Here is a 26,341-nt window from a genome sequence, read left to right as displayed (position 1 = left end):
AAGGAGAGGTAAATATGAGGGTCATACTGGCAGAAAAACCGGATATGGGACGTAATATTGCAGAGGCGCTTGGTATTGCTAGTAAAGACAGACACTACATTACTTTGAAATCAGGGGACGTCGTTACCTGGGCTATTGGCCATCTCATCCAACAGAAACAGCCGCATTCGTATCCACAATATAAAGAATGGAAATTGGAGAATTTGCCGTTTGTTCCATATCCGGTTGAAATGGAAGTGGATCCGACCAAAAAAGATCAGCTGGCCGTGATTAAACGTCTTCTTTCTGAGAGTGATACCTGTGTAATTGCAACGGATCCTGGCAGGGAGGGTGAGCATATCGCCCGAACGATCTTGGAGTATGTTGACTATCGAGGTAAATTGCTTCGATTGTGGGTGCATGACTTGACGCCAGAAACGATCCGTACCGGTTTTCAGCAGCTTCGGCCGGCGCAGGAGTACGATGCGCTTGCCGCGGCGGCCAAAGTCCGTGACGCTGCTGATTTCTGGATGGGGATTACAGCAACACGATTGTTTTCCATTATGGCAAAAGAAGTGGCGAAGGAAAGCGTCACCCTGTCAGCAGGTCGGGTTCAAACACCAACGCTGCGTTTGGTTTACGATCAGGAAATGGACATCGAGCAATTCGAACCCAAGACCTTTTATACCTTGAAGGCCAGGTTTAGCGTACCGAATGGACAATATGATGGTCAGTGGTTCACTGAAGGTCCAGAAGGTACTACCAGTCGTTTTGATTCGAAGGCTGCTGCCGAGCAGATTATGAGCAAGATTCGCGGACAAATGGGGCAGATCACTCTTTACTCATCGAAAGAGGTTAAACGCGCTGCGCCTATGCTTTTTGATGGAACGGCCCTTCGTGCGGCAGCGCGTAAGGAGCTTGGATTTGGTATCAGGAAAACAACCGATTTACTTCAAAAGGTGTATGACAAGAAGTATTGTACATATCCGCGTACCAGTAGCCGGCATCTTTCCGAAAATGCGGCAGATCAGCTGGCTGATCGTTTACATGAGCTTCGCGAGAAGAGCAAATATCAAGATTTGTTTCCTGGTCATATCCAATCACTAAAAGGACAAAGGCGATTTGTCGATAATAGCAAAGCAAACGAACATCATGCGGTCGTTCCGACTGGTCGTAATCCAGAGGATTTCAAGCATGATGATACATATCAGTTAACAACGGATGAAGAGAAATTGTATGAGCTCATTTTGCGGCACACCTTAGCCGCGTTTCATCCTGAAGGTATCGATCAAGAAACCGAAGTGGTTACGCAAGTCCAGGGCGAGCTTTTTCAATCCAAGTCGGTTAGTGTTATTGCTCCAGGTTGGAGGCAAATCTATAAGCCGCAAGAAGAGGATCCGGATGAGCCTGATGGTAAGCAACCTGCTATTCCTTTGGTTACGGAAGGACAAACATCGAAGGTGGTTCAAACTGACCTGAATACAGGTAAAACAACGAAACCTAAACGATTTTCGGACACCGATCTGGAGAATCTGATGAAGTATGCCGGCCGTGCGATTGATGAGGAGAAAGCTGCAGATGCTGTGCTTCAGCAGTTGAAAGAAAAAGGGATTGGCACGCCGGCGACTCGAGTTCAAATTATCGAAAAGCTGATTAAAGACGAATACATCGAGTCGAAAAAGAACTTGATCTATTTAACGGATAAGGGCCGTAATTTCATGGGTATGGTCTACGAACAGCCCCTTGCATCGATCGAACTTACTGGAGAATTTGAACACAAATTGGAAGAGGTCGCTGCAGGAGCTCGTGATGCTGGGGAACTTATGCATGAGTTCAAACAGTTTGCTTTTGAGATTCTGAATTACAAAGACCGGCTTCAGCTCATCATGGAGCAAAGGCTTTCGGGAAAGCCCTTATTTGATAATGTAAATGAGATTGGCATTTGCCCGAGTTGTGGGAAGCCTGTTATTGAGCAGGTAAAGAGCTACAGCTGCACCGGTTGGAAAGATGGCTGCACGTTTAGTATCTGGAAGAGTTTCCGAAAGGTTGATCTCAAGCTAAAACAGGTGAAGGATCTGTTAGCTGGTAAGGAAGTAATGATATCCAACATTCCGGCAGCAGAAGGGAAAAGGTCATACGATATGTTGCTTAAATTAAAGGATGGCAAAATCGACGGAAGGTTCCCGGATGCTGAGGATCGATCGTTGGGCAGTTGTCCGATCTGTAGTAAGCCTGTTGTAGAGCATGAAAAAACATACAGCTGCAGCGGAAGAAGTGCCGGGTGTTCATTCGTGGTGTACAAGGAGTTTCGAAAGATTCAGCTGCCGGCAAAGAATATTCGATCGGTTCTCTCCGGTAAAGAGGTGTTGCTGAAAGAGCTACCTAAAGCTAATGGAGAAGGGACGTATGATCTTTTCGTCTTTTTAAAGAATGGAAAACTAGAATCGCGATTCCCGACTGCTGCTGATTCAGCTGTAGGGGTATGCCCGTTATGTAAGCATCCGGTTGTTGAAACGGAGTATGCTTACGGGTGTAGCCAGTGGAAAACCGGATGCAAGTTCAAATTATCCAAGGAATTTTTGGGGCAACGGATACCAGTTGCTCAAATCAAAAAATTACTGAAGGTCGGCAGGACCGATAAAATTGACGGCTTCACCGGGAAGAATGGGGCATTTGCTACGGCTCTTGGGTATGACCCAGAAAAGAACCGTTATAGCTTTATGAAATAGAAAATCATCATTGGATATGGAAGGGAAATGGACAGATGAGACATTCAGTTTTAGTAATAAGTGTTTTGCTTACGGTTTTATTGACACTGACTGGTTGTAACCAGAATGAAGAGCCGGTTAAGAAGGAGGTTCCCTACGAGGATATCTTGAGGGATTTTAGATGGAACATTCGGGGGCATGAGTATATCAAAAGAATCGATGACAAAATTCTCGCAACAGTTATTTTGACCGATCGTTTTTTTAATCAAGATTTGGATCGCCAGTACAAAGAGATGCGAGAGATTTATAAAGTGTATCAACAGTCCACTCTTACGTTACGAGGTGATGAAGATGCCGGTAGACTGGAATTTCAGAAAGAAGGAGATTCATCCGCCCGTTACTATATCAGCGATACGACCTTTGATTTACTTGAGTATGATAGACACATTGACATTGCTTCGATAGAAGACGGGAGAACGGATTTAAATGATTTGGGTCCTTTGGAGAGCAATTTGGATAAGCAAGTATACGATTATATGATGAAAGAGTTTGAGGAATACGGAATATTCTATGATCCTGAATTCCATGATGAAAGGGTGCTTGAAAAGGCCAGTCAGCGATTTGATTTACCGGTGGAAATCATAGACGAGATGTTTATCAGATACGCTATGTCCTTGTATTGATTCAAGTGTTTTCTAAATGGAGGGGTTTATATGGATATCGAAAGTTTTAAAAGATTGTGGAATGATCAGAATGCTTTAATGGTTATCGATTCTTCCAGTTTGTTAGATGGTTATCGGTTTTCTTCAACGACCAACCAATACATCCATGATATTTTACAAATAGAACATGAGTCTATATTTTTGCCAGCTCAGGTTTGCAAGGAGTTTGAAGCAGGTAAAGAAAAAGTGAAATCTGAATCTCTGTCGAGGTATAAAAATGCTGATAAAGAGCTTACTCAGATGATTAAGGGATTCAAAACTGATCTATCGAGCAAGTTGGCTACCTATGAAAAATCAGATTTCCCTTCAATAAAACTCCTGAAAGAAACTCTGTTTAACAAGATTGATGGCATGAGGGATGACATTAAAAATTATGAAACACGTATCCGATCGGAAGTTCAGAACAATCAAGAAATGCTAGATAAAGATTTGCCTGCACAGCTCATTTCTTTACTACAACAGAAAGGTAATATTGGTCTACCTCTGAGTATTAATGAGACAATAGCAATTTATGAGGAAGGTCAGCTGCGTTTTAAATATAAAATACCACCTGGATATGAGGATATGGGAAAGAGTAAGAATGGTGATTTTAAACATCAACAGTATGGTGATTTATTGATATGGAAAGAGATCCTTCAAAGAGCCGCAGAGTGTCAACGGCCGTTCATTTTTGTAACTAGCGATGTGAAGGAAGATTGGTGGGAGTTGCATCCAAAAAGTAAAAGACCCATTCAAGCTAGAATGGAATTGATCCAAGAATTTTCCGAAGTGAGTTCTAAAGGTATCACGTTTTTGAGCCTTACTGAAGCAGTAAATCACTTGGCCATTCTTAATGGTGTACACAGTTTACAAGCCGAAGTTGAAATGAAGACAGAGAATATTCTACATGAACTAATTACACCAGTGATTGTGAATGATAATTTATTTAATAAAGATGGCATATTAACCGACTATTTAGAAAATACATCTGCTTTACCTGATAAGATTTATATGAATGCTGACAAAGCAGAAGTGTTGAAATATTCTAACATCTATTTGCATGGCCCATCAGCAAGTGTTATAGAGGAAAACGTTGAAATCGAGTCAGCTTTTGAGCTTGAAGTGGAGGCCAGCTTGTCGGAGTATTATGGAACTGAAATAGTTATTGATTTCGATGTTACTATTCGTTTACTTGGTTCGTTAAAAGTCTCATTTGAACTTGATTTTGATAGATCCGATGGAGATCCGTTGTATAAAGAGGAGACATTACACATTGAGGTTACTGGGTACTTTGAAATTCTATTCATTCGTTTGAATAATGTGGATGAGGACTCGTTTTATGACGAATATAGAGAAAGTCTTCTTGAGTTGAACTAAAGACTAAATCAGTTTTGGATCCCCCAGCTCGTTCAGTCAGGAAGGGCAAGCGACTTACCGGGTCTAAGGCACAAGTGCCTAAGACCCGATAGATTCCATTGCCCTTCTTATCTTCCTTTGCGTTCCGATGAGAAGAACAGTGAGCAACAGTGTGGTATTAGAATGACAGTATCCCTGAAGGAGGAACATGTACTTGTTTAATAAAAGAAACGATATTCATCGCAAGATGATTGAATTAAAGAAAGAAAACCTCGCGCTGAAGGTTGAAAATGAAAGTCTAAAAAAAGATAGCTCCCCATACGAAACCAAGACCCTATTAAATATCTTCCATAACTTCTCGGATATCGACATTGAATTTTTGCCCTTTATGTTGAAACGGGATGGCGTCAAAAAAATCGAGATTCAAGCCGTTATGGAGCTGCTTAAAGTAAAGATGGGAGTTCGGTATGCTGTCAGAATTATCGGCTTCACCCAGGACAACGAGACTAAAGAATATGCTTCTATTACCGTTCAGGAAACAGGGGACGGATGTATCTATAACCCGTTTGCGTGTCAACGAAGGTCCAATATCTTTGACCTTACCCAAAATATAGCCAACTATACTTGTGCTGAAGTAGAACGAGTCTGTCAGAGAAGGCGGCTTACCCTGGAGATATCTCAAATCGATATCAAACTGGACGATCTCCTCTATTACGATCCAGCCGTTAACCGAGTAATCTAACCTCATCTGATTCATTTTCAATATTCATATCATGCTCAGTAAAAAAGGGTCCGGCAGTCGCCGGGCTCTTTTTTATGGCTTCATTCGGCTGCAGCTGAGCCTTCATCTTTTTCATGAATGTTCTTTCTGAGCAATTTTAAGACCGTCAGATCTAAGACCATTCATGAAAGAAATGAAGCTTGAAGGGCTTGAAAGTGCTGTGGGTAAGGGCTTCGAAGTGATTTTGTGGGTAGCTCGAAGAGGATAAGGGCGACGGGTGTTGATCCCTGAAGCCTACTGTGCGAGCATCCGCAGCTCATTCTGTTTCCAACCGCAGTCCATCCGTAGGCATGTCGTATCCGTCATCATAGCCAATCATTCAGAACCCTTCCAGGCAAAGGTGAGAAAACTTTTTGGAATGTCGCCAAAAACTTTTCTCATCCCTACGGGCAGACCTTTGCCTTACTGGAACCTGCATGATTTACCGGGCTATGACGGATACGACATACGGATGTACTGCTCTTTTGAAAACTACATACGCAAGCTACAGCAAGCATCGCAAGACGGTTCATGTCTCAACCCCCTAAACCATTCCGCTCATTGCCGCTCGGGCTAGACAGGAAAACGAAGCCGGATAAGGGGTTTAACCATAAATATCCATTCAACTTAAAGGAGATGTTCGAATATGTCCCAAACGCAAAAAGCAATCGCACTTTCCAAAATCCAGCGTCATCAGGCTCTACGTAATCTTACGGTTTACGGAACCCTGAAACTCAAATAAATTGCGGGGCGATAAAGCCCCTATTTTATACAACAATACACCATGTTAAAGGAGAGATTTTCGATATGACGACAAACAAAAAATCCAAGGTTCAAGAACTTTTCAGCCAACTAAAGAATGGTGTGAGTCAAGTTTACACTTCTGATAAATGGAAAGAAATTCTCGTTTTTCAATCTAAATTCCACCGTTATTCCTTCAAAAACATGATGTTGATTTACTTTCAATGTCCGCATGCAAGCCGAGTTGCAGGGTTTGAAGATTGGAAGAAGTTTAAACGTTATGTAAAACGAGGGGAAAGGGGGCTGGCGATCCTTGCGCCGAACATTAAGAAAAAAATTGATGATGAAACGGGGGAAGAAAGCCGTGTGCTAACCGGATTTCGCCATTGTTACGTGTTCGATGTTTCGCAGACGGACGGGGAGCCGTTGCCGGAACTTTGTTCCGAGTTAAAAGGGGATTCGAAATCCATGCGTGAGTTTTACGCGGCGGCTAAAACTATTTGTCCGTTTCCAGTCAATGAAGAACGTATCGAAGGTGGGGCAAAAGGATATTTTAATCACTTGACTCAATCCATTGGGATTAAGGACAACATGGCCTATAAGCACAAAGCCAAGACCCTTATCCATGAACTGGCCCATGGTATGCTTCATGGCTATGAAAATCCACGTAGAGACGAATTGACGCGTAATGATCGAGAGATCGAGGCCGAGGGAACAGCGTTTGTTGTGTTGAATTATTTCGGCTTTGATACTAGTGACTACAGTTTTCCATATGTAGCACATTGGAACCCGGAAAACAGTTTGGACGCCATCCAGAAAGCCGGAGATATTATCCAGAAGGCTTCCCAAGAAATCATAGAAATGATCGAAACCCAATTAAATCAAGAAGCAGCCTAAGACCTAAAAATATGCCCCGGCCAGTGGCCGGGGGACTTTAAAGGAGATCTCAGAAAATGAAAAAAACACACGCAACCGTTAATATATCTGGTCAATCCATGGAAGATATTTTGTTGGCTTTAGATCAAGTTCATGCAAAGGTAACCGGTGGTTATTTATGCGGGAGTGATCGAAATGAATCGGGCTCCTATTTATTCGAAATCTATGAAGATGATCTTTTAGTATAAAAAATCTTTTACTATACGGAGGTAGTATTCATGAAATTATCCGCTGAAGAATCCAACATATTAATGCTTGCTTTGCAAGTGCTCAAAAGAGACCTGCAATCGAATAACCCTAATGACCAGGAGGCCAACAAAAATAAACTTCAAATCGTTCACGAATTGCGTAGTCGGTTGCTTTTCGATACCGGTTCGACAATGGATTCGACCGTTATCGCTAATGCCCTTGGAGCCTTGCGGAGTAACCCGGCATAATTGCCGGGTTTTTGTATCGACTGAATTTTAAAGTGCATGGTTGCTCCGCCGCCGCGGCGGAGCTTCTGAATTGATGGTGGCCGGCCGTGAACGACCGACCGAACGAAGCGATTTCCCATGATGCCTAAAACCTTCATAAAATCTTGTAAAGCAAGGCTGAAACTTAGAATCGCCATCTCATGTCTTTGTGAATCTCATTGTCCCGTAGCTTAACCTGCCTCTTCCTGTATAGTACTCTCCATCAAGTTCCTTTTTGTTGGTTGAAAGAGTTAACCGGGTGAAACCGCGATGTATTTGCATGGTACTAACCGTATCGTAATTGGGTTCATTTTGATATTCATAGCTTATTACTATACCTTCTGCATTGGTTGTAATGATCGAAGAAGTCATGCTTTTAGATCGGGAAGTGCCGTTCCTAAACACAATACACATTTTCGTCCAGGTTTGCTTAATCTCAATCGTTGCAACTTTTTGCGTAGTATGTCCATCGTAAGAACTGAGGAAATGACCTTTCCATAAACCGTTTAAATTCGGAGTTTGTATGATACCGACTTTTGCAAGCCATTTCCAAAAGAGGGTATCGAACAGTTTGTAGTATATGCCGTAAAAACCCATAACTGCAGGTGCATCGAACCACCAAGGTACGGATAGCCCAATCCAATTTAGAAATTTAGGCAGAATCCAAGCTGATAGAATACTAGCCGCAGCTAAATAAAAAGGAATATTGACTCTTTCATTAGAATCCGTTGAATATGCATGCATGATTTATTTTCCCCAGTCATTCCAAAGTTTTATCATCGAACGTAAAAATGCACCCGCATCTTCAATGTTCCATTGCTCTGGAGTTGATCCAAATAGCATCGTTTGCTCATTCTGACAAACGAATTTTTGGAAATCCGCTTGATGTAGCCAATTTAAAATCTCGAACATGGACGGGTTATACGTACTTCTAAAACTGGTATTGGATACATTGTAGAGTAAACCTTCGATAAAATAACCAGGTGCTTGGGACTTATCGAATAATCCTCTTTCATCCATATAGGTACGAGCATTTTTGAAAATTCGAATCAATGGCTTGTACATTTGATTTGTCTTTTGGTTTTTAGAAACTCCGTTGTCATAATGGACTTTTGGATAATTGGCGACAAAGCGGTTTTCTTTTGAAGTCCAAAAACACATGCCTTCTATATAGTCAGTTCTGTTACCTGTATATCGTATATAGCGGCGATATTGTGCCGATGGAACCACGTCGGCGGGTAATCGTCCGTTATTGGGGAGGATTTTTATCGATTTGTTACCAACCTCTACATAGGATTTACCAAAATAATTTTCTAGGATTTTGATGAGGTCCGATTTGAAATCTTTCCAGGAATAGGTTGCAGCGATGAAATTCGACTCGTAGTTTTGTTTTTCAATTGCATTCAGGTTACTGATGTCTTTGTAAAATACGCTGTTAAGCTGGACTACAATATCGACATCAGAGTCTCCTCGAATATTCGTGGAATTTTTATAAGATCCTTGGAGATATATTTCGACTGCCTTATCTTTTAAAACAGGGCTGTTTTCAATTACTTCTCTGATTTTTTCGTGGGTTAACTTTGAAGTCTTTATTGCCCCTTGATGTGCCCAGGTTTCAAGTTGACTTTCAGGGATAGGCACTTCTCATACCTCCAATATAAGCGAATGAATGTTCTCGTAAATATTCTACAACAATTGGTTGATCCTGTAAATTAACATATAATCGATAGTTTACTTTGCATGAAACCCCACTTCTCCTCAGGATCTTTTTTCTTGCCATCAACTCCCGGTATGAGTTCATAACCCTGTGTGATACCCTTTAATAGGGTGATGATGTATGATTGATCCAATGTTGTTAGCGGATCTAAAGGAGCCCTTTGAGTCCGATGATCATATTGCAGAGTTAAAGCTAGACGGGATACGAGCTCTCCTGGAAGTAGATCATGACCGGGTAAGGCTTTATACTCGCCATCAAAACGATATTACCTTTAATTTTGAAGAGATTACAAAGGCAGCTACATCCGCTGTTTCTTCAGGGACGACATTGGATGGTGAGCTGGTTGTTTGTGATATAGAAACGGGTAAACCTGACTTTGAGGCCATGATGAGCCGATTCCAATCTAGGCCGAAATTAGGGAGAACACCGGGGCTGGCTTTCGTTGCTTTCGACATTATTAGACATCAGGGGAATGATTTGCGTTCTCTCGATCTGATGAGCCGCAAAGCCATTTTGGAAGAAGCCTTAATAGAGAATGAAGTCATCAAACGGATTCGCTTTATGGAACATAGTTTTATTCCTTTGTTTAATTTATGCAAAGGGCAGGGGCTTGAAGGGATTGTTATTAAAAAGCGTAACAGTCGATATTATTACGGGCAGCGACCTAAAGATTTGTGGCAACGTGTCGTAGTTTATCAGCGTGAAGTTTGCGTTGTGATGGGATATTCGAAAAGGGAGTTAGCCTGGCTGTTGGGAATTGAACGAGATGGTAAGCTGATACCTGCTGGAATGGTGAAGTATGGATTGACACCAGCTAAGAGAAAAAAGGTATTTCCAATATTGGCTAATTCCAAGCTGAGGGAAACCAGCCATTTTGTATATGTTGATCCTCTTATACGAGTGGGTGTTCGATTTCGTCATTGGACAAAGGATGGAAAAATGAGATTAGCTGTACTCGAAGAGGTATTATAATATATTTAGCCGGCACTTTGTGTCGGCTTATTTGTTGTATACATACGATTACCCTTAAACTACCAATAAGCAGCATGAATTGTATAACTCAAATTCTATTTATATACATCGACAAAATATCATTTTGATTTAATGACGTTAATATTTTATGTTGTGAGTATAAACTATCTAGTATTTGTATATATTTAATAGCATGGCACGAGTTATTTCGTAGTTATTAGATAAATATAATGAGGAGGAAAAAGCGTGACATTTTACAAGAATTTCGCAGACGTGAACGAGGCGGACTTGCGAGTATTGAAAGATAGCGGAGAAATTGAGGGGCTGCAGCTTGAATTTAAGAGGGAGCTTCCTCACCTTACAAGCCTGGTAGAGGAAGTAGTCTCGTTTGCCAACACCAGAGGTGGGGATCTCTTTATCGGCATTAGCGAAAACAAAGAAGGAACCATTGAGCTGGAAGGATTAGAAGAGAATCCAGATAACCTGATTCTACGCATTAAACAATCCATTGAAGCGAAGACAGACCCAAGACTAATTAATGTATTATATCAACCTATTCCTTTGACTAATGGGAATAATGTTATTCATGTTCGTGTGCCTCGCAGCTGGAATGCTCCACACATGGTAAAGGACAATTCTAAATTTTTGATACGAACTGGCTCGGCAAAAATTGCTGCCGGAACTTCTGAAATCAGAAGTATGATGGACCAACGAGGGCATTTCCTTGAAAGATATGAACGCTTCCGCGCTAAGCGAGCTGAAAAGTCACTACACGTTTATCATCAGATGCCTCCTTTTATCATGCTTCATTATGTCCCAGTCTCTGCATTTGACATCACGTCTAATTATCCTGTCGTAGACAATTACCGGTCTCTAGTTCCATTTGTACTTGGTCGGTCAGGGGCAAATCCGAGGATTCACGCTGATGGTGTATTTTATCAGGAGTCCGAGGGGGAATCTTTTAGAGGACATACTCAAATTTTTCGAAATGGCATTATTGAACAGGTTTCTAATTATCAATTTTCTATTGAATCATCGGCGGAAGAACCTAATGGACGTCCGATTTTTTATGTTATTGAGTTTAAAAGAGCCTTGATAGAATCATTAGAGTGGCAAATTAAAAACTATGCTGGGCTTGGCATGCGCGACCCTTTTTATATTTTTGTCAGTATGGTTGGGGGGATGGGGGTTTGCGGGACAAGGCGAGTGATGTTTGGACGTCCCCAAGCAATCGATGAAGACTTTTTGATTTTGCCAGAGGTATTAATTGAAACTATGGATAAAGAAACTATTGAGCAAACAGCAGCTACAATTTGCACTTATTTTTGGAATGCGTTTGGTTATCCTAAACAGCCTGATAATCTAATCTGATTTTAAAACATATACCTTAAGAATACACCGGCACGAAACCCCACCACCCATAAAGCCCAAGCGACCAGCGGAAGAACACCGCTGTTCCATTGGGCTTTTTGCATTGCAAGCAATGCAACCTGGGTACCCGGTGGCGTGAAAAACCGTTGGGGTTAATTCATGAAGAAGAGTGCAGTTTGATTCGCAGGTTAGTTTTCCAGCAGACGCTCATGGCTCCTTGCGTTTTCTTCAGGCACATCCGGGACGTGCGTCGTATCCGTTGATCATAGCAAACCACGCAGCCATCCTCCGAGCAAGGGTGGCTTTTCTCATTCGAGAACGCCATCCCTGCGGGCAGACCCTTGCACTCCGGAAGTCTGCGCGGTAAGGGCGCTATGACGGCTACGACACACGGATGTTTGCTCTTTGAAAACTACATACGCCAACGCTTAACCGGCAGATGGAAAACTGCTCATCAAACCAACATCAAAAGAACGCTCATCGCCGCTTGGCTAGACCGGCAACCGAAGCCGGATGTTAAGGCTGAATCACCATCAAACAAATATTTTGGATTTGAAAGGGTTGAGAGTCTTGAAAAAAGTTGATATGGTTCGTCATTTAAACCGCGCACACACATTGTTCGAAAAGGGTGAATTTCATCTGAATAGCCATCCTGTTTGGATCGTGTTTCAGTATCCGAATCAATTTGACGAGGAATGGAATCTAATGATGGAACAATTGAAGTCGGATGAGGAATTGGCTTCGATCGCGGCAAAGTATCGGATTGATCAAATACAAACGAATGCTAGCATTTTTATATGCATGTGGAATGAGGATAAGAAGCAGGCGCTTTCGATGGAGTCTCCTGAAACGAATACGGATCGTTTTCTCTGTACGAATGATATTGGGGAACTGTTGGATATTTTTATTCCTGGTGACGAAGGTGTGTTCGAAACGATTATTGATCATTTGGAGACCCGTCATGAGTGGTGGGAACTAGAAGAGTTCGATGCAGGAAATGATGAGATCTCAAACCGAAAGGAAATGATGCTATGAGTAAATTGCCGAATGGAACTGGTATTTTTAATTGCCCTATATGTGGAGACATAGCTAACCCGGATCGACTCTTGCAGATCGTTGAAGTCGAGTTTGATTCTGAGTTGCACGAACTTCCAGATGGATACGAAGCGACAATGTTTCAATGTGTAGGCTGTCATAAAGAGTTTTCCCTGGCCGGAAATTTCATGATCCATGCTGTATATAATGCTCCTGTTCCTTTAGATTTAAGTGAAATTGCGGCTGAGTTAGAAGCAACATCATTTCGAAGTGTGATCCAACTCCCTTTTTTGACGGATCAGAACTATGTGTACTTTCAAGGTTACGAGGATGGAACCGATATACCCGTTCAGATCCGTATCAACAAGAACACGTTCTTTGTCTATACCAGGTCACATACGGAAGACGGCTATTATGAACACAATGACCTGGAATATCGCCCGAATGTGGAAGACCACCGCAAGCTGATGAAATCGATCGCAGATGAACTTAAAGCCTTTTTGCTTGAGCGGAATATGTGGCATGGCGTTACGATCTTCTTCAACGGAAAAGCATTCAGCGAGGATGAGGTGCTGGATAATGTGAACCCAACAGGTCCATTCGTTAACTGTAATCCAGAAACATTGACGGTTAGCTTCTACGAAAACCAACTATATGAAGCGTTCAGTAATGGGGATTTGGAAATACATGAGGCATTAAAAATGATGTTCTCTAAATATGGCTACTACTATGAATTGCGCCATAAGGAATACTTTTCGATTTATCCGTTTCTGCCAATATAAGAAAAGGTTGCGGCCAATAGGCGATGCCTGTAAATGATAACAAACTTCGAAGGGATGCGGTATTGGATGCAATTGACTTTGGATTTGTTTCAGGATGAATTATTTATTGTAAATTCTGATCTTGATAATCTGTTGATTACTGAAATGACTCTTACTGAATTCATGATGAACTCTAAATGGGAGGCCTTCCTGGATACAGAGGCTACAGGAGAAGGTAAGGGGAACTATTATATGAAGCAGCCGGATGGATCCAAGTATAGGGGGGGCTGGATCGGGAAGTATCGATCTGCTGAGCAAGCAAAAAAGGAATTTCATTACCGTCAGTTATACTGGGCATTGCATGGGAATGGTTATTTCCTAGAAAAAGCACTAGCAAGCTATCCTAAACTTCATCAAGCCTATAAAGAAATTCAGGCTTATCGGAAGAGTGTTTTTGTAAGTGAAGGGGATTATGTCCGGGTATGCTTAAATGGAGAGAATAGGTTCTTTCACATTCATGATTGTCCGATGTTTTCCCGGGTATCCATGAGGGCATTTGTCAAAGGGCATGGGTTAGCAGAGCTAAATGGTAATATGGATCAGACATTTAATCCAATCGAAATTGCGTGTATTGCCATCGAGCAGGTAATGGAAGATAGAATCGGAAGCCGTTATCGACCTTCCGACGTTTATCCAGGGTTTAGCGAATTGGAGAATCTGACGGGGATGAAGATTAGATTCCGTATACCACAACATTTTAACGAAACAAATGAACCTCAAGATTACAAGGTGTTAGAAGGCGTGTCACGCTTTAATGGGTGGAGTTATGGTCTGAGGGTTCATGTCGAAGGTGAACTTCAAGACGAAGACGAAGTGTACATTGTCTTCCCTTCCCAAATACTTCTTAACGAATGTTCAAATCTCAGCTAGACTCTGTTGCTAAATGTCTGAAGATAGCTGTTACAGATCAAAATAAAAGAGGCCCTGATGCCAGGGCCACTTAGAGGGAAAGTCAAAGGTGTAATCTTATCTTTTCCTAAATGAGTATGATTTAATACATATCCACGCCATTGACTGAAACGAGTCGATGGCTTTTTTGTGCGCAAATGTTGCCCTGCCTGCGGGGCAGGGCTTCGGATTAAATGGTGGTTATCACGGACCTCGAAATGCCCAATTCCGCATTCCAATGTCCGTGATAACCGGCGAAGAATAATCCCCGATGCAAAACCTTCTCGAAAGACAAAAACCTTCAGGTAATCCACCCATCCATTTTAACTCGTTAAAATGCATTGGATGCGGACCTCTCCCGTTAACGGGAGAAGTCCAAACCCAAGTAAGCAGATTCGAAGAAGCACCCCCGGCTTTGATTCGCAAGTGTCCTCCAGCAGCTGCTTAAGGCTCCTTGCGTTTTCTTCAGGCACATCCGCGACATGTGTCGTATCCGTTGATCATAGCAAACCACGCAGCCATCCTCCGAGCAAGGGTGGCTTTTCTCATTCGAGAACGCCATCCCTGCGGGCAGACCCTTGCACTCCAGAAGCCTGCGCGGTAAGGGCGCTATGACGGCTACGACACACGGATGTTTGCTCTTTGAAAACTACATACGCCAACGCTTAACCGGCAGATGGAAACTGCTCATCAAACCAAAATCAAAAGAACGCTCATCGCCGCTTGGCTAGACCGGCAAACGAAGCCGGATGTTAAGGGTGAATCACCATGAAAGATCCCGTTAGGATTTAGGGATCTTTCCGCCAAGTAAAAGACTTTTGCAAATGTTATGTAGGCAAGTGCAATTGAGACAACCACAAAAAATTATCTAGGAAGAAGGGAATTATAATGACAAAACAATATATTCTAAATCTCGAAACTTCTAAAATTGAATTGCATTTTTCTAAAGAAGAGTATCAATCTCTAACCACGGATGAAAAAAAGGCAATAAAAAAGGCATATATTTTTTCAGGTTCTCGTTCTGCTTGGGTGTCCCGTTCAACCAAAAATCATTATTCAGCTATCCGAGCAGCTAAACAACTAGGCTTTACAGATGGCGGTAAAACTGGAGAACGCTTGTCCTATGCTGAGGAAGTAGAAAGACAAGTAGAAAAAGCAGAAGCACGTATTGAGCGCTTCGAGAAGTATGCGGACAATGCAGAGACAAGAGCAAAGAACCTGCAAAAAGATATAAACAGTATGCACGGTGACATTTCATTTTTCACTCAACCGATTATTGCAGGACATGCAGAAAGTCAACGATTTGCACGTCAAAGAGAAAAAATGTTTGACCGTTATCATAGAGGATTTGAAGAGTACCGAAAGAGTGAATATTTCCGTGATCGAGCTGAAACAGCACAACAAACGGCAAGTATGGGTAAATTTAAGGACAGAACATATTTAAGTAACAGAATTGAAGAAAGTAATAAAAATATCCGTGAATACCAGCGTCGAATTGTACAAGCAGAAGAAACTCAGAACGAAACATACATGGAAACTCTACTAGAGAAAATGGAATATGAATTAGATAAACTTGCATTTCTCCATAATAAAATGGACGAGATCGGCGGCGTTCAATTTAATAAAGATAATCTAAAGGCAGGTTATCTCGTTAAAATTCGCGGCAGATGGGATATCGTTGTTAAAGCGAATCCAAAGACTGTGGAGGTTAAGCCTGATGTTGTTCCATATACACTCAAGTACGCTTATGGTGAAATTCAGGACATGAAAATTCCAGAGGGATGGATGGAAAAGAAAAAGGAAGTAATAGATAATCCGTTTGAGGTAGACGACATTGTAGTTCGTACAGCTATTGGCGGCAATACAATTATTAAAGCTTTCCAAGTTGTTAAAAAGAGTGTTAAAAGCGTGACAATCAAACAAATATTTATAGAAAACAATATTCCTCAGATTAATAACTTTAAGATAGGAGTACCAGAGAGGCGCGCAGTTAAACAAGATAGAAATAACAATTTTGTGGTAAATCATGATGATTGGTATCTATACAAATACAACAGCGCAGTATAACGGTCATCAATAAGTGATCTAAAAAAGCAGCAGTCGTATGGAGATTTCATGGACGAGTAATGGCCCTGGTAGCCAGGGCCGTATAGGTAGGGAAAGTCATAGTTGTATCCTTGTTTTTTCCCTAGTAAGTGATTATACATATCCACGCCATTGACTGAAACGAGTCGATGGTTTTTTTATGCGCAAATGTTGCCCTGCCTGCGTGGCAGGGCTTCGGATTAAATGGTGGTTATCACGGACCTCGAAATGCCCAATTCCGCATTCCAATGTCCGTGATAACCGGCGAAGAATAATCCCCGATGCAAAACCTTCTCGAAAGACAAAAACCTTCAGGTAATCCACCCATGCATTTTAACTCGTTAAAATTGCATTGGATGCAGACCTCTCCCGTTAACGGGAGAGTTCCAAACCCATGTAAGCAAATTCGAAGAAGCACCCCGGCTTTGATTCGCAAGTGTCCTCCAGCAGCCGCTCATGGCTCCTTACGTTTTCTTCAGGCACATCCGCGACATGTGTCGTATCCGTTGATCATAGCAAACCACGCAGCCATCCTTCATGCAAGGGTGGCTTTTCTCATTCGAGAACGCCATCCCTCCGGGCAGACCCTTGCACTCCGGAAGCCTGCGCGGTAAGGGCGCTATGACGGCTACGACACACGGATGTTTGCTCTTTGAAAACTACATACGCCAACGCTTAACCGGCAGATGGAAAACTGCTCATCAAACCAAAATCAAAAGAACGCTCATCGCCGCTTGGCTAGACCGGCAAACGAAGCCGGATGTTAAGGGGGCCGACAGGCCAAAAAACGAGGCTTAAGGAGGAACACAAATTGATCGTTATTAGAAGTTTTAAACAAATGAAATTAAATACTGCCTACCGTGTGTTCAATTCAGCTGGGGAATCCCGGGTTCTTGAGTATACGGGGTCTTACTTTTCGGGGGCAGACGATGAACAGCTGGTGCAGTTTCGAGAGCCGGGTTCGTCTTTGTTTGAAGAATGGTTTGAAGAAGATTTTCTACTTGCCATTAACGATGAGGATGCTCAAAAGGATTACGAGCGATTTTGTGAATCAGTGGCAGATGAAATGTTTCGAACTGAATCTTTGATGTTTGCCATTCAACATACCGAACAGGTGACAGAACACCCTTTCGTACAAACGCTCACACATGCCGGGAAGAGCTTCCGTGATTTCAAAGAAGATGTCCAATCCAAGCTGGTTCACGGAAATATTACCGAGTTGTTCTGATTCGACCGAGCTCATACGAACGACTGATAGGAGGGATTCATATGGAGATTCATGGACTTAATGATTCCTTTGGTGAATTAACCACTTTGATTTCTGTTCCGGAACGTGGGAAATACGGCAACGCAAACTATCGAGGTAATTATGCTGGTGATGTCCTTGGTAAGCTGGTCAGTTACTTAAAGAGAACGGGCATTCAGGCCCCTTACATTTATGACCCTATGGAAGGAGGGAAGACCAGTCGGGATGTTTGCACTGCCCTTGGTCTGCCTTATGTCGGTGACGACATCCACAACGGATTTGATGTTGTAAACGACGACTTCCATGATACTGGTTTTGATCTAACGGTTCTTCATTATCCTTACTGGAACATGATCGATTACGCGGCTGATCTTCCTAAGCACATGCAGAGCATGGACATGAGCAGGATGGATTGGAAAACGTTTATCGCAGCTGTAAGCCATGTGAATGTGAAGGCAGCTGCACACAGCAGATATGTGGCCGTTTTGGTAGGGGATATGGTGGTCAAAGGAAAGGGATATATCAAGAGCATTCAACGGGAGATGGCTTGGATCGGTGCACCGGTTCGCCATTTCACCAAAGTGCAGCACAACGCTATGAGTTACCGCTCTTCGTATAAAGGCAACTTTATTCCGGTGGTGACGGAGCACTTATTGCTCTTTAAAACGGACTACAAACCGGAAGGAGAGCTTTGGATTTTGGTCCCTGGTCAATACAAAAAGATTGATGCAGACAACTATGTAACATGGAAGAACGCTATAAAACATGTAACCAAGGGATTAGAAGTCATCACACCAGAGAAAGTCTTTGAACGCGTTAAGAAGCAATTCCCCTCAAAACTTCGAAAGACGAATACGCCGGAAGCAACGGTTCGTCGTACATTGCAGGAATTGGAATCTGAAGGGTTTTTGCGTAGAAAAGTTCGGGGTTTTTACGAAAGGGTTTCGTAAAATGACGTTTTGACCGTTCAAAGAAAGGTCGGCCAAATTCAGATAACAATTTGAAAGGATGATGTAACATGAAAATTCATGTTGTAGTGAAGATGTTCCAAGACGCTATTCAAGAAGTGACACCATTTGTAGGACCGAACGCCAAAGTGAATGCGATGAATGATTTTAAAGCCTGGACAGGGATCACATACTCTGAATTTCTTGAAAGGAAGCAACAAAAGGAAGATGACGATGTGATTCTTGGGGAAGATTGGGCCGGCAGCCAAATCTATTGTGAAGATGCGGTGACTGGTCCAGAAATGGACACGCTGGAAGTTTTATCAATGATTGCTGTGAGTACGGCTCATGTGACCCGGATGGCTATGGAGTTTTTAATTAACCAAGATGTGAAAATGCCACTTGTGATCTATGAGAAAAATCAATATGGATATTTCATTGTTGTTCCAGAAAGTGAAGAACTTGAATGCATGCAAGGCAAATTACCAGAAAGCTTATTTCATGTTCTTCACTACGCGTCAAACAAAAAAATAGACTGGCTCATGTTGGATTCTGATGGTCTTGAAATTCCTGGGTTGAAGACCTATGAGTGGTAGGGGAGGGCGCCGGGGCCCCTTCCCCGGACAAAACAAAACACAGGAGGACTTTACGATGAAGATAAAGCAATTCTATGGTTCCTTGGTTGGAAATCATTTTGAGGAAATGTCGATAAGGCTGTTGTGCTCGTTGATTGATCAACGGCTTGAAAATGGAATACCTAGCCTTAAGCTCCGCATGAGTTTACTTGAAGAGATCAAGCGGCTTAACGGGATGCCGAATCGTTGGGTGACCGAGCGTCAAAGAAACATCGAACAGAAAATTGTGAAAGACATTAGGGAGTACCCAGATGTTGAACCTCTTATTATCCATTGCACCTATTTCGATGGCCGACAGTTTTCTATTAATCTGAATGAAGAACTTATTCTATGGGATTCTGGCAATTTGATTAATAGTTGGACAAGTTTTTGCACAGCCTTATATCAACATGATATCTTAAGAATAATGTCCGCTGGTGAGCATCTGGAGATGAAAATAGCAGAACGCGAACAAATTCAAGCGATACCCGTACCGGTGATCTATCGAAAGGACATTGTAGAAAGTGACAATCCTGAGCTGTTGGATCTGATCTTTTCCGTTACTCCGAAGGAGATGGAGATCTTGCGTAAAAAACTTTGCAAAGAATGCGGTGAACGGGTTTATATCACGGGTGAACAGGTGCTCAACAAGGTGATTCAGATTAGTACTCACCCGATGGAATATCAATGTGTAAATTGTAAGACAGTGTTAAATACCTAAATGAGCTGCTATGGCCGGTGATATCCGGCCATAGCAATAAAATCAAAGGAGAGACTGGCTGTGTCCGATCAAGAAGAAAAGAATGGTATCATCTATTGCCCTAAATGTTTGGCGATATCGAAGCTGCAGGGTGAGGCGCAAATGTTTGAGTTCCAGAAGGATAAGGATCAACCTGATTTGTATAATGTTTCACTATATAAATGTCTTGATTGCGATGAAGAGTTCTCAATTAAAGTTGTGACTGATGAATCATTAGTTATTGGCTGATTTGACCGTTTTATATGGGTTTACATTGGTTTATACCATTTTACTTGGGTTTTCTTTATGATATACTGGAGGTAAGAGAATGGAGGGATGGATAATGTCCACAGTTCTGGCATTTCCCCAACCAAATGTTAAACCAAGAAATTCAGCCGCACTGAAAGCTGAAGACAACATCAAGAAAAAATACGATGTGTCTCTTCTGGAGTTTATCGGGCTTGAAGGTAACTCCGAAGAAACCGAAAAGAAAATTGAACGCGGATTGCAGAAACGTCAAATGGCGCTTGCAACTCGATTTTTAAATGAAGGTTAAGCCCCACTGTGAGTGGGGTTTTATTTTTGGGGGAGGGTTTAATCGATGAGTTTTGTTCGCGGTGAAGTTTACAATGGCAATATACCTGAGTTCAATTTTGTAGATGGCATTACTCCAGAGCCTGGATACGTCCTTAAAGGTCAGCATATGATGATCGTCATACATAATCATGATTCAAAAATCCATCATTCGCGCTCTGTTATGGTAATTCCGATAACATCAGCTAAAGCAGAGGTTCAGAAAGCGCAAAGGGAAGGCCGCGCAGTGCGATCAGCATATGTTGAAATCGAAAAGGCGGATCATCCATTCCTTGATCATGATAGTTTTGCCAGTACAGAGCAAATGATTGCTATCAATCGGGAGTGGCTGCTTCCAGATAAGGTCGGCACGATCACAGAAGAGAAAATGATGGAGATTGATTTCCAGATGATCCGGACCAATGGACTGCAACGTGCGGTACAAAATATTGCTGAAGCCTTCTATGAGGCAAAAATGGAAGCTCAAGAAGCTGCCCTCATGGCCGCAGCCGGCAGTGAGGAAGTTATTAAGAAACCAAAAAAATAGGACAAGCATTGGCAGCCTGACACCGGGCTGCTTTTTTTTATGAAAGCAACCGGCTCTAAGCAGTAAACTGCTAAGAGCAGGTAATCAAAGACCATTAAGATTAAATTGTTAAATTGTCCCATTCAATATAGGATTTAAACATAATCTTGATATAAACTTTGGATAGATAGTTAGGGTATTAAAGGGGGAGTTCGTTCGTGCCAAAACAGAGGGTTCAGGTTAGTAAAGATAAAGGGCAAACGTGGAAATTCCGCTGGATAGACCCGACCGTTCTTGATCCAGATAAGACCCTATTAGAACCTGGTGATTATATCATAACGCCGAAAGGAGAAATCCTCGTTCTAACAATCAAGAAAGGATTATTGCAAACCAAACGATTAGAATCTAGTACTTCTGCCACCTATCATTATATAGTTTCAGGCAAATCCTATTTTGAAGCTATTTCTCAAAGCGAGGCCGATTATTTATTGGTCCAGCAGCTGATTAAACAGGGAGAAATACTTCGTTCTTCGAATGGTGGCAGTGAGTAATAGGGTTAATTGACAAGTTGTTTCTCGAACTCATGATAACTGAGGTACAATGAATTATCCATATTTTGTAGATGAAGGTAGCGCGAGATGTGGAGGGTTATTGACCTACAAAGCAAAGGAGGCATTACATGGAATGGATTCGGATTGTGCGATATGCAAATGAGGGTTTTTCTCCGATGACATACAGCACGGGAGAGTACTTTTATAAAGGGGAGATTTTTGATTATAACGCTCAAAATAAAATTAATCTAGAAGATCCTTTACTAATCAAACCTAGTGAGTGGTCGGGGAATTATTGTTACTTTCATATGTTTGATATTAAGTCTGTTGAGGATCGTGGGATCTTAGGGCACCGAAAAGGCCATACGATCAATGTAGGGTATCTTCCTGGAGATTATTTAGTTTATGTGAGAGCTTTAAATGCCGATGACCAGCCTGCCATACATATAGATAGGCATACACAGAGCCTAGCAGATCAATTGATATTTGAATTCGATAAGACTCAAAGACTGGATAAATTCAACTGGGTGAAGATGAAGCTTTCTTTGGCGGTCCAAAGAAATCAGGAGCACCTTGAGAAGAATAAATATAAATTTGCTGATGAACGTTACACTGAGATGCTTCTTTTCCCTGAAGATATAGAGCATATAACTCAAGTAAGGCAGGTTCCATTCGGACACGCTATTCATAAGTTCCCATTAACCAAGACGGGATCATTTGAAGAAAAACAAGCTTTTGGAATAGATTGTTGATGAAAGTGAAATAAGGCTCCTCCTGGAGGCTCGCGAAGCTCTAACCAATATTGCCAGGCATGCTGAGGCAACCAATGTATCGGTGAAGACTGAAGATATGGAAGATAACTTTCTTATGAGTATTCAGGATAATGGTATCGGATTCGACCCGGATAGAGTCATCAAGAATGCGAGGCACTACAGAATTATTGGCATGAAGGAACGAGTTCGAATCATTGGTGGTCATCTGCTTACAAAGACAGCAGTGGAAGGATGAGTATCTGAAACATAAGATATTGATCGTGGACGATCACTTGGTTGTACGGGAAGGCTTGAAAATGATTCTGGAAACGGATGAGCAATATCAAGTGGTCGGCGAAGCCGAGGAGGGAAAAGCGGCTTTGGCTTTGATGATTGAGACCGAACCGGACGTGCTTCTGCTTGACTTGAATATGGCCGGTGGGTTGGACGGCCTAGAAACAATCGAGAAGATGAAGGAAAAGCAGTTGGAAAATTAAATCAATAGAAAGAGGTTGTTTATTTGAAAAAAATTCTATTATTGACCTTTTGTCTAGTGTTCATGTGCGTTACAGTTGTCTCAGCTCAACCAACTAAAACGATAAAGGTTCTTTATAATACTAAAGAACTCCTGCCTAAGTCCGGAGAAGAGGCGAAAATCTTAAACAATCGTGTTTATGTCCCAGTCTACCTACTTAGAGAGGCAGGTTTTTCAGTTAACTACAAGAACTCTGTATTATCCTTATTCGATCAAAAAGAAAAGTATATCAGCAATCTCAATATTCTTAACAGATTCAATTCTACTTTTATAGCAAATTTCACAAAAATGGACCAAGAAGCATTCAATATTCTAGGGAAAATTATTTTAGAAGAAAAAATAGATTCCAATTCGTTAAAAGAACTGTTACAAACTTCTCAGATCGATTCTAAGTCCTTCGATTATAAATCCTATACCAACGTAACGGATTCATCGTACGTTTTTCTCGATGCGACAACGAGCGTAGATGAATATAGCAAAGCAATTGATGCATTGTTAAAATACGCTGAAACAGGAGATAAAGAGCATCTTAAAGAATTCTATTCACAAAGAACTAAAGCAATTCAACTCCTCAACAACATCAAAATAGAGTTTGATCAGATATTTAAGCTAAGTATGTTAAAATCATTGTCTTAATATTTTAAATTTTCAGGGAGATGCCTTATTTCGTTTACCCCACCTTATTGTCTAATCCAAAATTAAATTTTATGAAATATAACAAGCCCTTGACAATGAGGGCTTGTTCTTTAGTTTGAAGAAAATCCCCTATTTCAGAAAGCTGCTCTTCGCTGATGAATCGATTGGCCGATTTAGGCCGAGGGTAGCTTTTAACAAATTAGAAATTTATACTATGAGTATAGCTAAAGAAATGCCTTTCTTATGATGAGTTTTCATAGTTATCACGCCTTACTAATTCTTCTTACGAACAATATTAGTGAGTCTAAATAATGATGCCTGCCCATCAATTTGCCTTAAATGACTACCTCCAACATTGGTAGACAGAGGGATGTCAGCGTAACCTTCATACCAGCTACCTTTAGTGAATTTCCCTCTACTCTTGAAGTATTCATCGAAAAATATATCTTTGTACTCAGTGTATGAAGAAATCTTAAAAGTGAACTTCGTTCTAATATAATATAAACCCACATGTTCGGCTGCAGAAACCATCGATGGTTCAGCTATAAGACTTCCTTCTGTAATGATTTTATTCTTCTTTACCCAAGAAACGTATTCCTTCATATCTTTAAACACAAAGACATTTGATTGATTATAGTGACTAAAAAGATCCTCGGCCCATTTGTCGTTAATAGTTCTATAATCCACATTTAATAATAAATTATAAAATTCTTCTGTATTCTTTTTCCATGCTTCCATTGTTGGCTTATGCCTTACAAATTTATTTGTTTTGGATAAAATTGCTGGCATTGTTTTTACGATTTGTGGATACGCCATTTCGTACATGTCATTTGGATATTGTTCTAATATGTAGGCATAATCTTTTGCATTTTTAGGTAGATTTGTAGTTCTAATAGTGAGTCCCCACGCATCTTTCTTTGCATTCATCGCGGATTCAGCATTAGCAACAGCTTTTTCGTCAACCGGTAACGTCATTCCGCTTTTTACTTTTTGAATACGCTGTATGACTGTTACAGCTTGAGCTCGTGTCGTTGTACCATCCGGATCAAGCTTGCCATTTCCCGTACCTGAAATGAGTCCTTTCTTCACAGCAATTAACATAAATTCATTATCATCTTTTGCAGTTTCACCGATAGCTCTCACTGCGATATGTACCATATCTAATCGGGACATCTGTTTAGTCATGTCGCCAGAGGAAAAATCTCCTTCCTTATAAAGGCCGATAGTTTTTGCTGAATCGATGTAAGGAACATACCAATTATCAGATTGACTATTGTTATTAATAGGGAGCTCCATTGCTACAACTGACATTTTAATGAACTCTGCACGTGTAACCATATTTTCTGGGTGAAAGAGTCCATCTGGATATCCACTTACAATGCCTTGCTTAATTGCAGCAACTATACTGGATTCTGCCCAGTGGTCAACAATATCTTTAAAAGAAGAATCGACTACTGTTTTTACAGAATCAGTAACATCGATTACCATGCCATTTATAATCATATCTTGCACATCAACAATTGGTGATGTGCTAGCCGCTATTGCTGGTCCAATACCAGTTGTAGTTGTTGAAAGCAATGAGACAACAGCTATAGATGCTACTAGAGCTTTTTTCATTTAATATATCCCCATTTCACTTGTAATAATTTAACCTAAGTTAATAGTAAACTGTGTTATTATCTGTGTCCAACGGAAACAAGTTTACTTGTTAAGGCACGAAATGGATAATAACCATTTGCTGTAGCTTTTTTCCCGATGAGAAATGTTTCATGATTCATCACCCCCGATTTACAGACAGAGTGATCATAATAGTATTTAGTACCATTTACAGTTATACCGGTTATTTCTTGCATTTTTAATTATTCTTGCTCCATCAAGTGCAAGTTGATAATCTTGTTGAAATTATTGGGCACGATTGGGAGAAAATGCGTAATATAGGGCTACGGGTTGCACGAAATATCGCTCAAAGTGGACGCATGACTATAATATGCGAATAAGAAATTGGTCAGAGGAAGAGATTCAAAACCACAAGAACTTTGCAAAACGATTGCTTGAAATTGCCGATAAGCTCTTTAAACCATTTAGAAGCCGATCTACGTGATCGGCTTCTTTTTTTCAACTAACGGCAGTTTTACGCATGGCACTGCAGGATATGTACTGAAAAAAGATTTAAACGGTGAACAACCAAAGTCACCCCAGGATGCCATTGCGATACAGAACAGTAGATCACTAGGTGGTCGCGCTATCCCTCTGTATGATGTTGAAGGTGCAACCGTAATTGGTGTGTTTCATGTTGGAGGAAAATAATAATAAAGTATGCCCAGTGTTACGCTAACGGGGAACGATAGCTCAATAAAAACAAGAAGGCAGCCGATCAACGTGGATCGGCTGCTTTTGTTCAACTAACAGGTAGATTAACATAATAGGCAACGAGACAATGATTTGAACAGGTAAATAAAAGTATCCCTTGAATATTAATATGTAAATATATATTGGTGAACTATTGTCTGGAGGTGTTTTTTTGGTATTCAGCCGGCAAACCCGTATAGGTATGTTATGGGGGGATTACCCATGGACTGCGGCTCCAAAGAAAATGGGGAAGTTGTGGAGTATGGGCAGGGTAGCCCGAGATGTTTCGCATGCATTGCGTGAAAACATGGTGGTCATCCCGTACACACAGTCAGAAGGTGGACCTAA

At 41.4% G+C, this 26,341-nt stretch carries 30 protein-coding genes; 26 read left to right on the top strand and 4 right to left on the bottom strand.

Annotated elements, in window-relative coordinates:
* Positions 1 to 14 precede the first annotated feature (14 nt).
* From ACQKPA_RS30635 to ACQKPA_RS30620, 4 genes are all read left to right on the top strand, one after another.
* Positions 15 to 2,708, top strand: coding sequence for a DNA topoisomerase (locus ACQKPA_RS30635; protein WP_427496139.1), 2,694 nt, complete (start codon positions 15 to 17; stop codon positions 2,706 to 2,708).
* A 35-nt stretch (positions 2,709 to 2,743) separates the two neighbouring features.
* Positions 2,744 to 3,370 carry a hypothetical protein gene (locus ACQKPA_RS30630; protein WP_427496138.1) on the top strand — a complete coding sequence of 209 codons (627 nt, stop codon included), beginning with the start codon at positions 2,744 to 2,746 and terminating at the stop codon, positions 3,368 to 3,370.
* A 30-nt stretch (positions 3,371 to 3,400) separates the two neighbouring features.
* Complete coding sequence (locus tag ACQKPA_RS30625; protein WP_427496137.1) at positions 3,401 to 4,765, top strand: PIN-like domain-containing protein; 1,365 nt, start codon at positions 3,401 to 3,403, stop codon at positions 4,763 to 4,765.
* A gap of 193 nt (positions 4,766 to 4,958) precedes the next feature.
* Positions 4,959 to 5,486, top strand: a complete 528-nt coding sequence (locus tag ACQKPA_RS30620) for a hypothetical protein (RefSeq protein ID WP_427496136.1) — start codon at positions 4,959 to 4,961, stop codon at positions 5,484 to 5,486.
* On the opposite strand, the gene ACQKPA_RS30615 is transcribed toward ACQKPA_RS30620, so the two are convergent.
* Positions 5,470 to 5,601, bottom strand: a complete 132-nt coding sequence (locus ACQKPA_RS30615; protein WP_427496135.1) for a hypothetical protein — start codon at positions 5,599 to 5,601, stop codon at positions 5,470 to 5,472. The genes ACQKPA_RS30620 and ACQKPA_RS30615 overlap by 17 nt on opposite strands.
* 710 nt (positions 5,602 to 6,311) lie before the next feature.
* Between ACQKPA_RS30615 and ACQKPA_RS30610 the strand changes: the two genes are divergently transcribed.
* From ACQKPA_RS30610 to ACQKPA_RS30600, 3 genes are read left to right on the top strand one after another with little or no spacing between them, the layout of a single operon-like run.
* Positions 6,312 to 7,142 (top strand): ArdC-like ssDNA-binding domain-containing protein, encoded by an 831-nt coding sequence (locus tag ACQKPA_RS30610; protein WP_427496134.1) that lies wholly within the window; start codon positions 6,312 to 6,314, stop codon positions 7,140 to 7,142.
* Positions 7,143 to 7,198: 56 nt separating this feature from the next.
* Complete coding sequence (locus ACQKPA_RS30605; protein WP_427496133.1) at positions 7,199 to 7,369, top strand: hypothetical protein; 171 nt, start codon at positions 7,199 to 7,201, stop codon at positions 7,367 to 7,369.
* Between the two features lie 30 nt (positions 7,370 to 7,399).
* Positions 7,400 to 7,618 (top strand): hypothetical protein, encoded by a 219-nt coding sequence (locus tag ACQKPA_RS30600; protein WP_427496132.1) that lies wholly within the window; start codon positions 7,400 to 7,402, stop codon positions 7,616 to 7,618.
* Between the two features lie 177 nt (positions 7,619 to 7,795).
* Here ACQKPA_RS30600 and ACQKPA_RS30595 read toward each other — a convergent pair whose 3' ends face one another.
* Both ACQKPA_RS30595 and ACQKPA_RS30590 read right to left on the bottom strand, forming a co-directional pair.
* Complete coding sequence (locus ACQKPA_RS30595) at positions 7,796 to 8,380, bottom strand: hypothetical protein (RefSeq protein ID WP_427496131.1); 585 nt, start codon at positions 8,378 to 8,380, stop codon at positions 7,796 to 7,798.
* 3 nt (positions 8,381 to 8,383) lie between these two features.
* Entirely contained in the window at positions 8,384 to 9,277 is an 894-nt protein-coding gene (locus ACQKPA_RS30590; RefSeq protein ID WP_427496130.1) for a nucleotidyltransferase domain-containing protein, read from the bottom strand.
* A 196-nt stretch (positions 9,278 to 9,473) separates the two neighbouring features.
* Here ACQKPA_RS30590 and ACQKPA_RS30585 point away from each other — a divergent pair, with 196 nt between their 5' ends.
* From ACQKPA_RS30585 to ACQKPA_RS30500, 18 genes are all read left to right on the top strand, one after another.
* Positions 9,474 to 10,325 (top strand): DNA ligase, encoded by an 852-nt coding sequence (locus tag ACQKPA_RS30585; RefSeq protein WP_427496129.1) that lies wholly within the window; start codon positions 9,474 to 9,476, stop codon positions 10,323 to 10,325.
* A 246-nt stretch (positions 10,326 to 10,571) separates the two neighbouring features.
* The gene (locus ACQKPA_RS30580) at positions 10,572 to 11,696 is read left to right on the top strand and encodes an AlbA family DNA-binding domain-containing protein (RefSeq protein WP_427496128.1); all 1,125 of its coding nucleotides are present in this window, start codon (positions 10,572 to 10,574) and stop codon (positions 11,694 to 11,696) included.
* Between the two features lie 570 nt (positions 11,697 to 12,266).
* A complete protein-coding gene (locus ACQKPA_RS30575) occupies positions 12,267 to 12,731 on the top strand; it encodes a hypothetical protein (protein WP_427496127.1) in 465 nt (154 codons plus the stop codon).
* A complete protein-coding gene (locus ACQKPA_RS30570; RefSeq protein ID WP_427496126.1) occupies positions 12,728 to 13,513 on the top strand; it encodes a hypothetical protein in 786 nt (261 codons plus the stop codon). Before ACQKPA_RS30575 ends, ACQKPA_RS30570 begins: the two co-directional genes overlap by 4 nt.
* A 66-nt stretch (positions 13,514 to 13,579) precedes the next feature.
* Positions 13,580 to 14,422 carry a hypothetical protein gene (locus tag ACQKPA_RS30565; protein ID WP_427496125.1) on the top strand — a complete coding sequence of 281 codons (843 nt, stop codon included), beginning with the start codon at positions 13,580 to 13,582 and terminating at the stop codon, positions 14,420 to 14,422.
* A gap of 906 nt (positions 14,423 to 15,328) precedes the next feature.
* Positions 15,329 to 16,507, top strand: coding sequence for a DUF3560 domain-containing protein (locus ACQKPA_RS30560; RefSeq protein ID WP_427496124.1), 1,179 nt, complete (start codon positions 15,329 to 15,331; stop codon positions 16,505 to 16,507).
* A gap of 829 nt (positions 16,508 to 17,336) precedes the next feature.
* Positions 17,337 to 17,753, top strand: a complete 417-nt coding sequence (locus tag ACQKPA_RS30555) for a hypothetical protein (RefSeq protein ID WP_427496123.1) — start codon at positions 17,337 to 17,339, stop codon at positions 17,751 to 17,753.
* 41 nt (positions 17,754 to 17,794) lie between these two features.
* On the top strand, positions 17,795 to 18,721 hold the full coding sequence (locus ACQKPA_RS30550; protein ID WP_427496122.1) for a hypothetical protein: 927 nt from the start codon (positions 17,795 to 17,797) through the stop codon (positions 18,719 to 18,721).
* 68 nt (positions 18,722 to 18,789) lie between these two features.
* Positions 18,790 to 19,314 carry a hypothetical protein gene (locus ACQKPA_RS30545; RefSeq protein WP_427496121.1) on the top strand — a complete coding sequence of 175 codons (525 nt, stop codon included), beginning with the start codon at positions 18,790 to 18,792 and terminating at the stop codon, positions 19,312 to 19,314.
* A gap of 55 nt (positions 19,315 to 19,369) precedes the next feature.
* Positions 19,370 to 20,053 carry a hypothetical protein gene (locus tag ACQKPA_RS30540; RefSeq protein WP_427496120.1) on the top strand — a complete coding sequence of 228 codons (684 nt, stop codon included), beginning with the start codon at positions 19,370 to 19,372 and terminating at the stop codon, positions 20,051 to 20,053.
* A gap of 60 nt (positions 20,054 to 20,113) precedes the next feature.
* The gene (locus ACQKPA_RS30535) at positions 20,114 to 20,320 is read left to right on the top strand and encodes a hypothetical protein (protein WP_427496119.1); all 207 of its coding nucleotides are present in this window, start codon (positions 20,114 to 20,116) and stop codon (positions 20,318 to 20,320) included.
* Between the two features lie 94 nt (positions 20,321 to 20,414).
* Positions 20,415 to 20,627, top strand: coding sequence for a hypothetical protein (locus ACQKPA_RS30530; protein ID WP_427496118.1), 213 nt, complete (start codon positions 20,415 to 20,417; stop codon positions 20,625 to 20,627).
* Between the two features lie 45 nt (positions 20,628 to 20,672).
* Positions 20,673 to 21,191, top strand: a complete 519-nt coding sequence (locus ACQKPA_RS30525) for a type II toxin-antitoxin system PemK/MazF family toxin (protein WP_427496117.1) — start codon at positions 20,673 to 20,675, stop codon at positions 21,189 to 21,191.
* A 197-nt stretch (positions 21,192 to 21,388) separates the two neighbouring features.
* Entirely contained in the window at positions 21,389 to 21,721 is a 333-nt protein-coding gene (locus ACQKPA_RS30520; protein ID WP_427496116.1) for a hypothetical protein, read from the top strand.
* A gap of 128 nt (positions 21,722 to 21,849) precedes the next feature.
* Positions 21,850 to 22,473 (top strand): hypothetical protein, encoded by a 624-nt coding sequence (locus tag ACQKPA_RS30515; RefSeq protein WP_427496115.1) that lies wholly within the window; start codon positions 21,850 to 21,852, stop codon positions 22,471 to 22,473.
* Positions 22,466 to 22,729 carry an ATP-binding protein gene (locus ACQKPA_RS30510; protein WP_427496189.1) on the top strand — a complete coding sequence of 88 codons (264 nt, stop codon included), beginning with the start codon at positions 22,466 to 22,468 and terminating at the stop codon, positions 22,727 to 22,729. Before ACQKPA_RS30515 ends, ACQKPA_RS30510 begins: the two co-directional genes overlap by 8 nt.
* Entirely contained in the window at positions 22,692 to 22,970 is a 279-nt protein-coding gene (locus tag ACQKPA_RS30505; RefSeq protein WP_427496114.1) for a response regulator, read from the top strand. The genes ACQKPA_RS30510 and ACQKPA_RS30505 overlap by 38 nt, the downstream gene beginning before the upstream one ends.
* A 23-nt stretch (positions 22,971 to 22,993) precedes the next feature.
* Positions 22,994 to 23,644: a hypothetical protein gene (locus ACQKPA_RS30500; RefSeq protein ID WP_427496113.1), complete on the top strand. Its 651-nt coding sequence runs from the start codon at positions 22,994 to 22,996 to the stop codon at positions 23,642 to 23,644.
* A gap of 273 nt (positions 23,645 to 23,917) precedes the next feature.
* On the opposite strand, the gene ACQKPA_RS30495 is transcribed toward ACQKPA_RS30500, so the two are convergent.
* On the bottom strand, positions 23,918 to 25,261 hold the full coding sequence (locus ACQKPA_RS30495; protein WP_427496112.1) for an S-layer homology domain-containing protein: 1,344 nt from the start codon (positions 25,259 to 25,261) through the stop codon (positions 23,918 to 23,920).
* Between the two features lie 480 nt (positions 25,262 to 25,741).
* Here ACQKPA_RS30495 and ACQKPA_RS30490 point away from each other — a divergent pair, with 480 nt between their 5' ends.
* Positions 25,742 to 25,951 (top strand): hypothetical protein, encoded by a 210-nt coding sequence (locus tag ACQKPA_RS30490; protein ID WP_427496111.1) that lies wholly within the window; start codon positions 25,742 to 25,744, stop codon positions 25,949 to 25,951.
* Positions 25,952 to 26,341: the final 390 nt, after the last annotated feature.

The sequence above is a fragment of the Paenibacillus sp. NPDC093718 genome, from assembly GCF_050279985.1.
Taxonomy (GTDB): Bacteria; Bacillota; Bacilli; order Paenibacillales; family Paenibacillaceae; genus Paenibacillus_AQ.
The sequence above is the reverse complement of the archived record's forward strand: the minus strand, read 5'-3'. Positions and strand labels throughout refer to the sequence as shown.

Excerpts from the sequence above, each read along its gene's own strand:
- ACQKPA_RS30635 (WP_427496139.1), top strand. The coding sequence starts at position 15 with ATGAGGGTCATACTGGCAGAAAAACCGGATATGGGACGTAATATTGCA.
- ACQKPA_RS30630 (WP_427496138.1), top strand. The coding sequence starts at position 2,744 with ATGAGACATTCAGTTTTAGTAATAAGTGTTTTGCTTACGGTTTTATTG.
- ACQKPA_RS30625 (WP_427496137.1), top strand. The coding sequence starts at position 3,401 with ATGGATATCGAAAGTTTTAAAAGATTGTGGAATGATCAGAATGCTTTA.
- ACQKPA_RS30615 (WP_427496135.1), bottom strand. The coding sequence starts at position 5,601 with ATGAAAAAGATGAAGGCTCAGCTGCAGCCGAATGAAGCCATAAAAAAG.
- ACQKPA_RS30610 (WP_427496134.1), top strand. The coding sequence starts at position 6,312 with ATGACGACAAACAAAAAATCCAAGGTTCAAGAACTTTTCAGCCAACTA.
- ACQKPA_RS30605 (WP_427496133.1), top strand. The coding sequence starts at position 7,199 with ATGAAAAAAACACACGCAACCGTTAATATATCTGGTCAATCCATGGAA.
- ACQKPA_RS30600 (WP_427496132.1), top strand. The coding sequence starts at position 7,400 with ATGAAATTATCCGCTGAAGAATCCAACATATTAATGCTTGCTTTGCAA.
- ACQKPA_RS30595 (WP_427496131.1), bottom strand. The coding sequence starts at position 8,380 with ATGCATGCATATTCAACGGATTCTAATGAAAGAGTCAATATTCCTTTT.
- ACQKPA_RS30585 (WP_427496129.1), top strand. The coding sequence starts at position 9,474 with ATGATTGATCCAATGTTGTTAGCGGATCTAAAGGAGCCCTTTGAGTCC.
- ACQKPA_RS30570 (WP_427496126.1), top strand. The coding sequence starts at position 12,728 with ATGAGTAAATTGCCGAATGGAACTGGTATTTTTAATTGCCCTATATGT.
- ACQKPA_RS30565 (WP_427496125.1), top strand. The coding sequence starts at position 13,580 with ATGCAATTGACTTTGGATTTGTTTCAGGATGAATTATTTATTGTAAAT.
- ACQKPA_RS30560 (WP_427496124.1), top strand. The coding sequence starts at position 15,329 with ATGACAAAACAATATATTCTAAATCTCGAAACTTCTAAAATTGAATTG.
- ACQKPA_RS30550 (WP_427496122.1), top strand. The coding sequence starts at position 17,795 with ATGGAGATTCATGGACTTAATGATTCCTTTGGTGAATTAACCACTTTG.
- ACQKPA_RS30545 (WP_427496121.1), top strand. The coding sequence starts at position 18,790 with ATGAAAATTCATGTTGTAGTGAAGATGTTCCAAGACGCTATTCAAGAA.
- ACQKPA_RS30540 (WP_427496120.1), top strand. The coding sequence starts at position 19,370 with ATGAAGATAAAGCAATTCTATGGTTCCTTGGTTGGAAATCATTTTGAG.
- ACQKPA_RS30530 (WP_427496118.1), top strand. The coding sequence starts at position 20,415 with ATGTCCACAGTTCTGGCATTTCCCCAACCAAATGTTAAACCAAGAAAT.
- ACQKPA_RS30525 (WP_427496117.1), top strand. The coding sequence starts at position 20,673 with ATGAGTTTTGTTCGCGGTGAAGTTTACAATGGCAATATACCTGAGTTC.
- ACQKPA_RS30515 (WP_427496115.1), top strand. The coding sequence starts at position 21,850 with ATGGAATGGATTCGGATTGTGCGATATGCAAATGAGGGTTTTTCTCCG.
- ACQKPA_RS30495 (WP_427496112.1), bottom strand. The coding sequence starts at position 25,261 with ATGAAAAAAGCTCTAGTAGCATCTATAGCTGTTGTCTCATTGCTTTCA.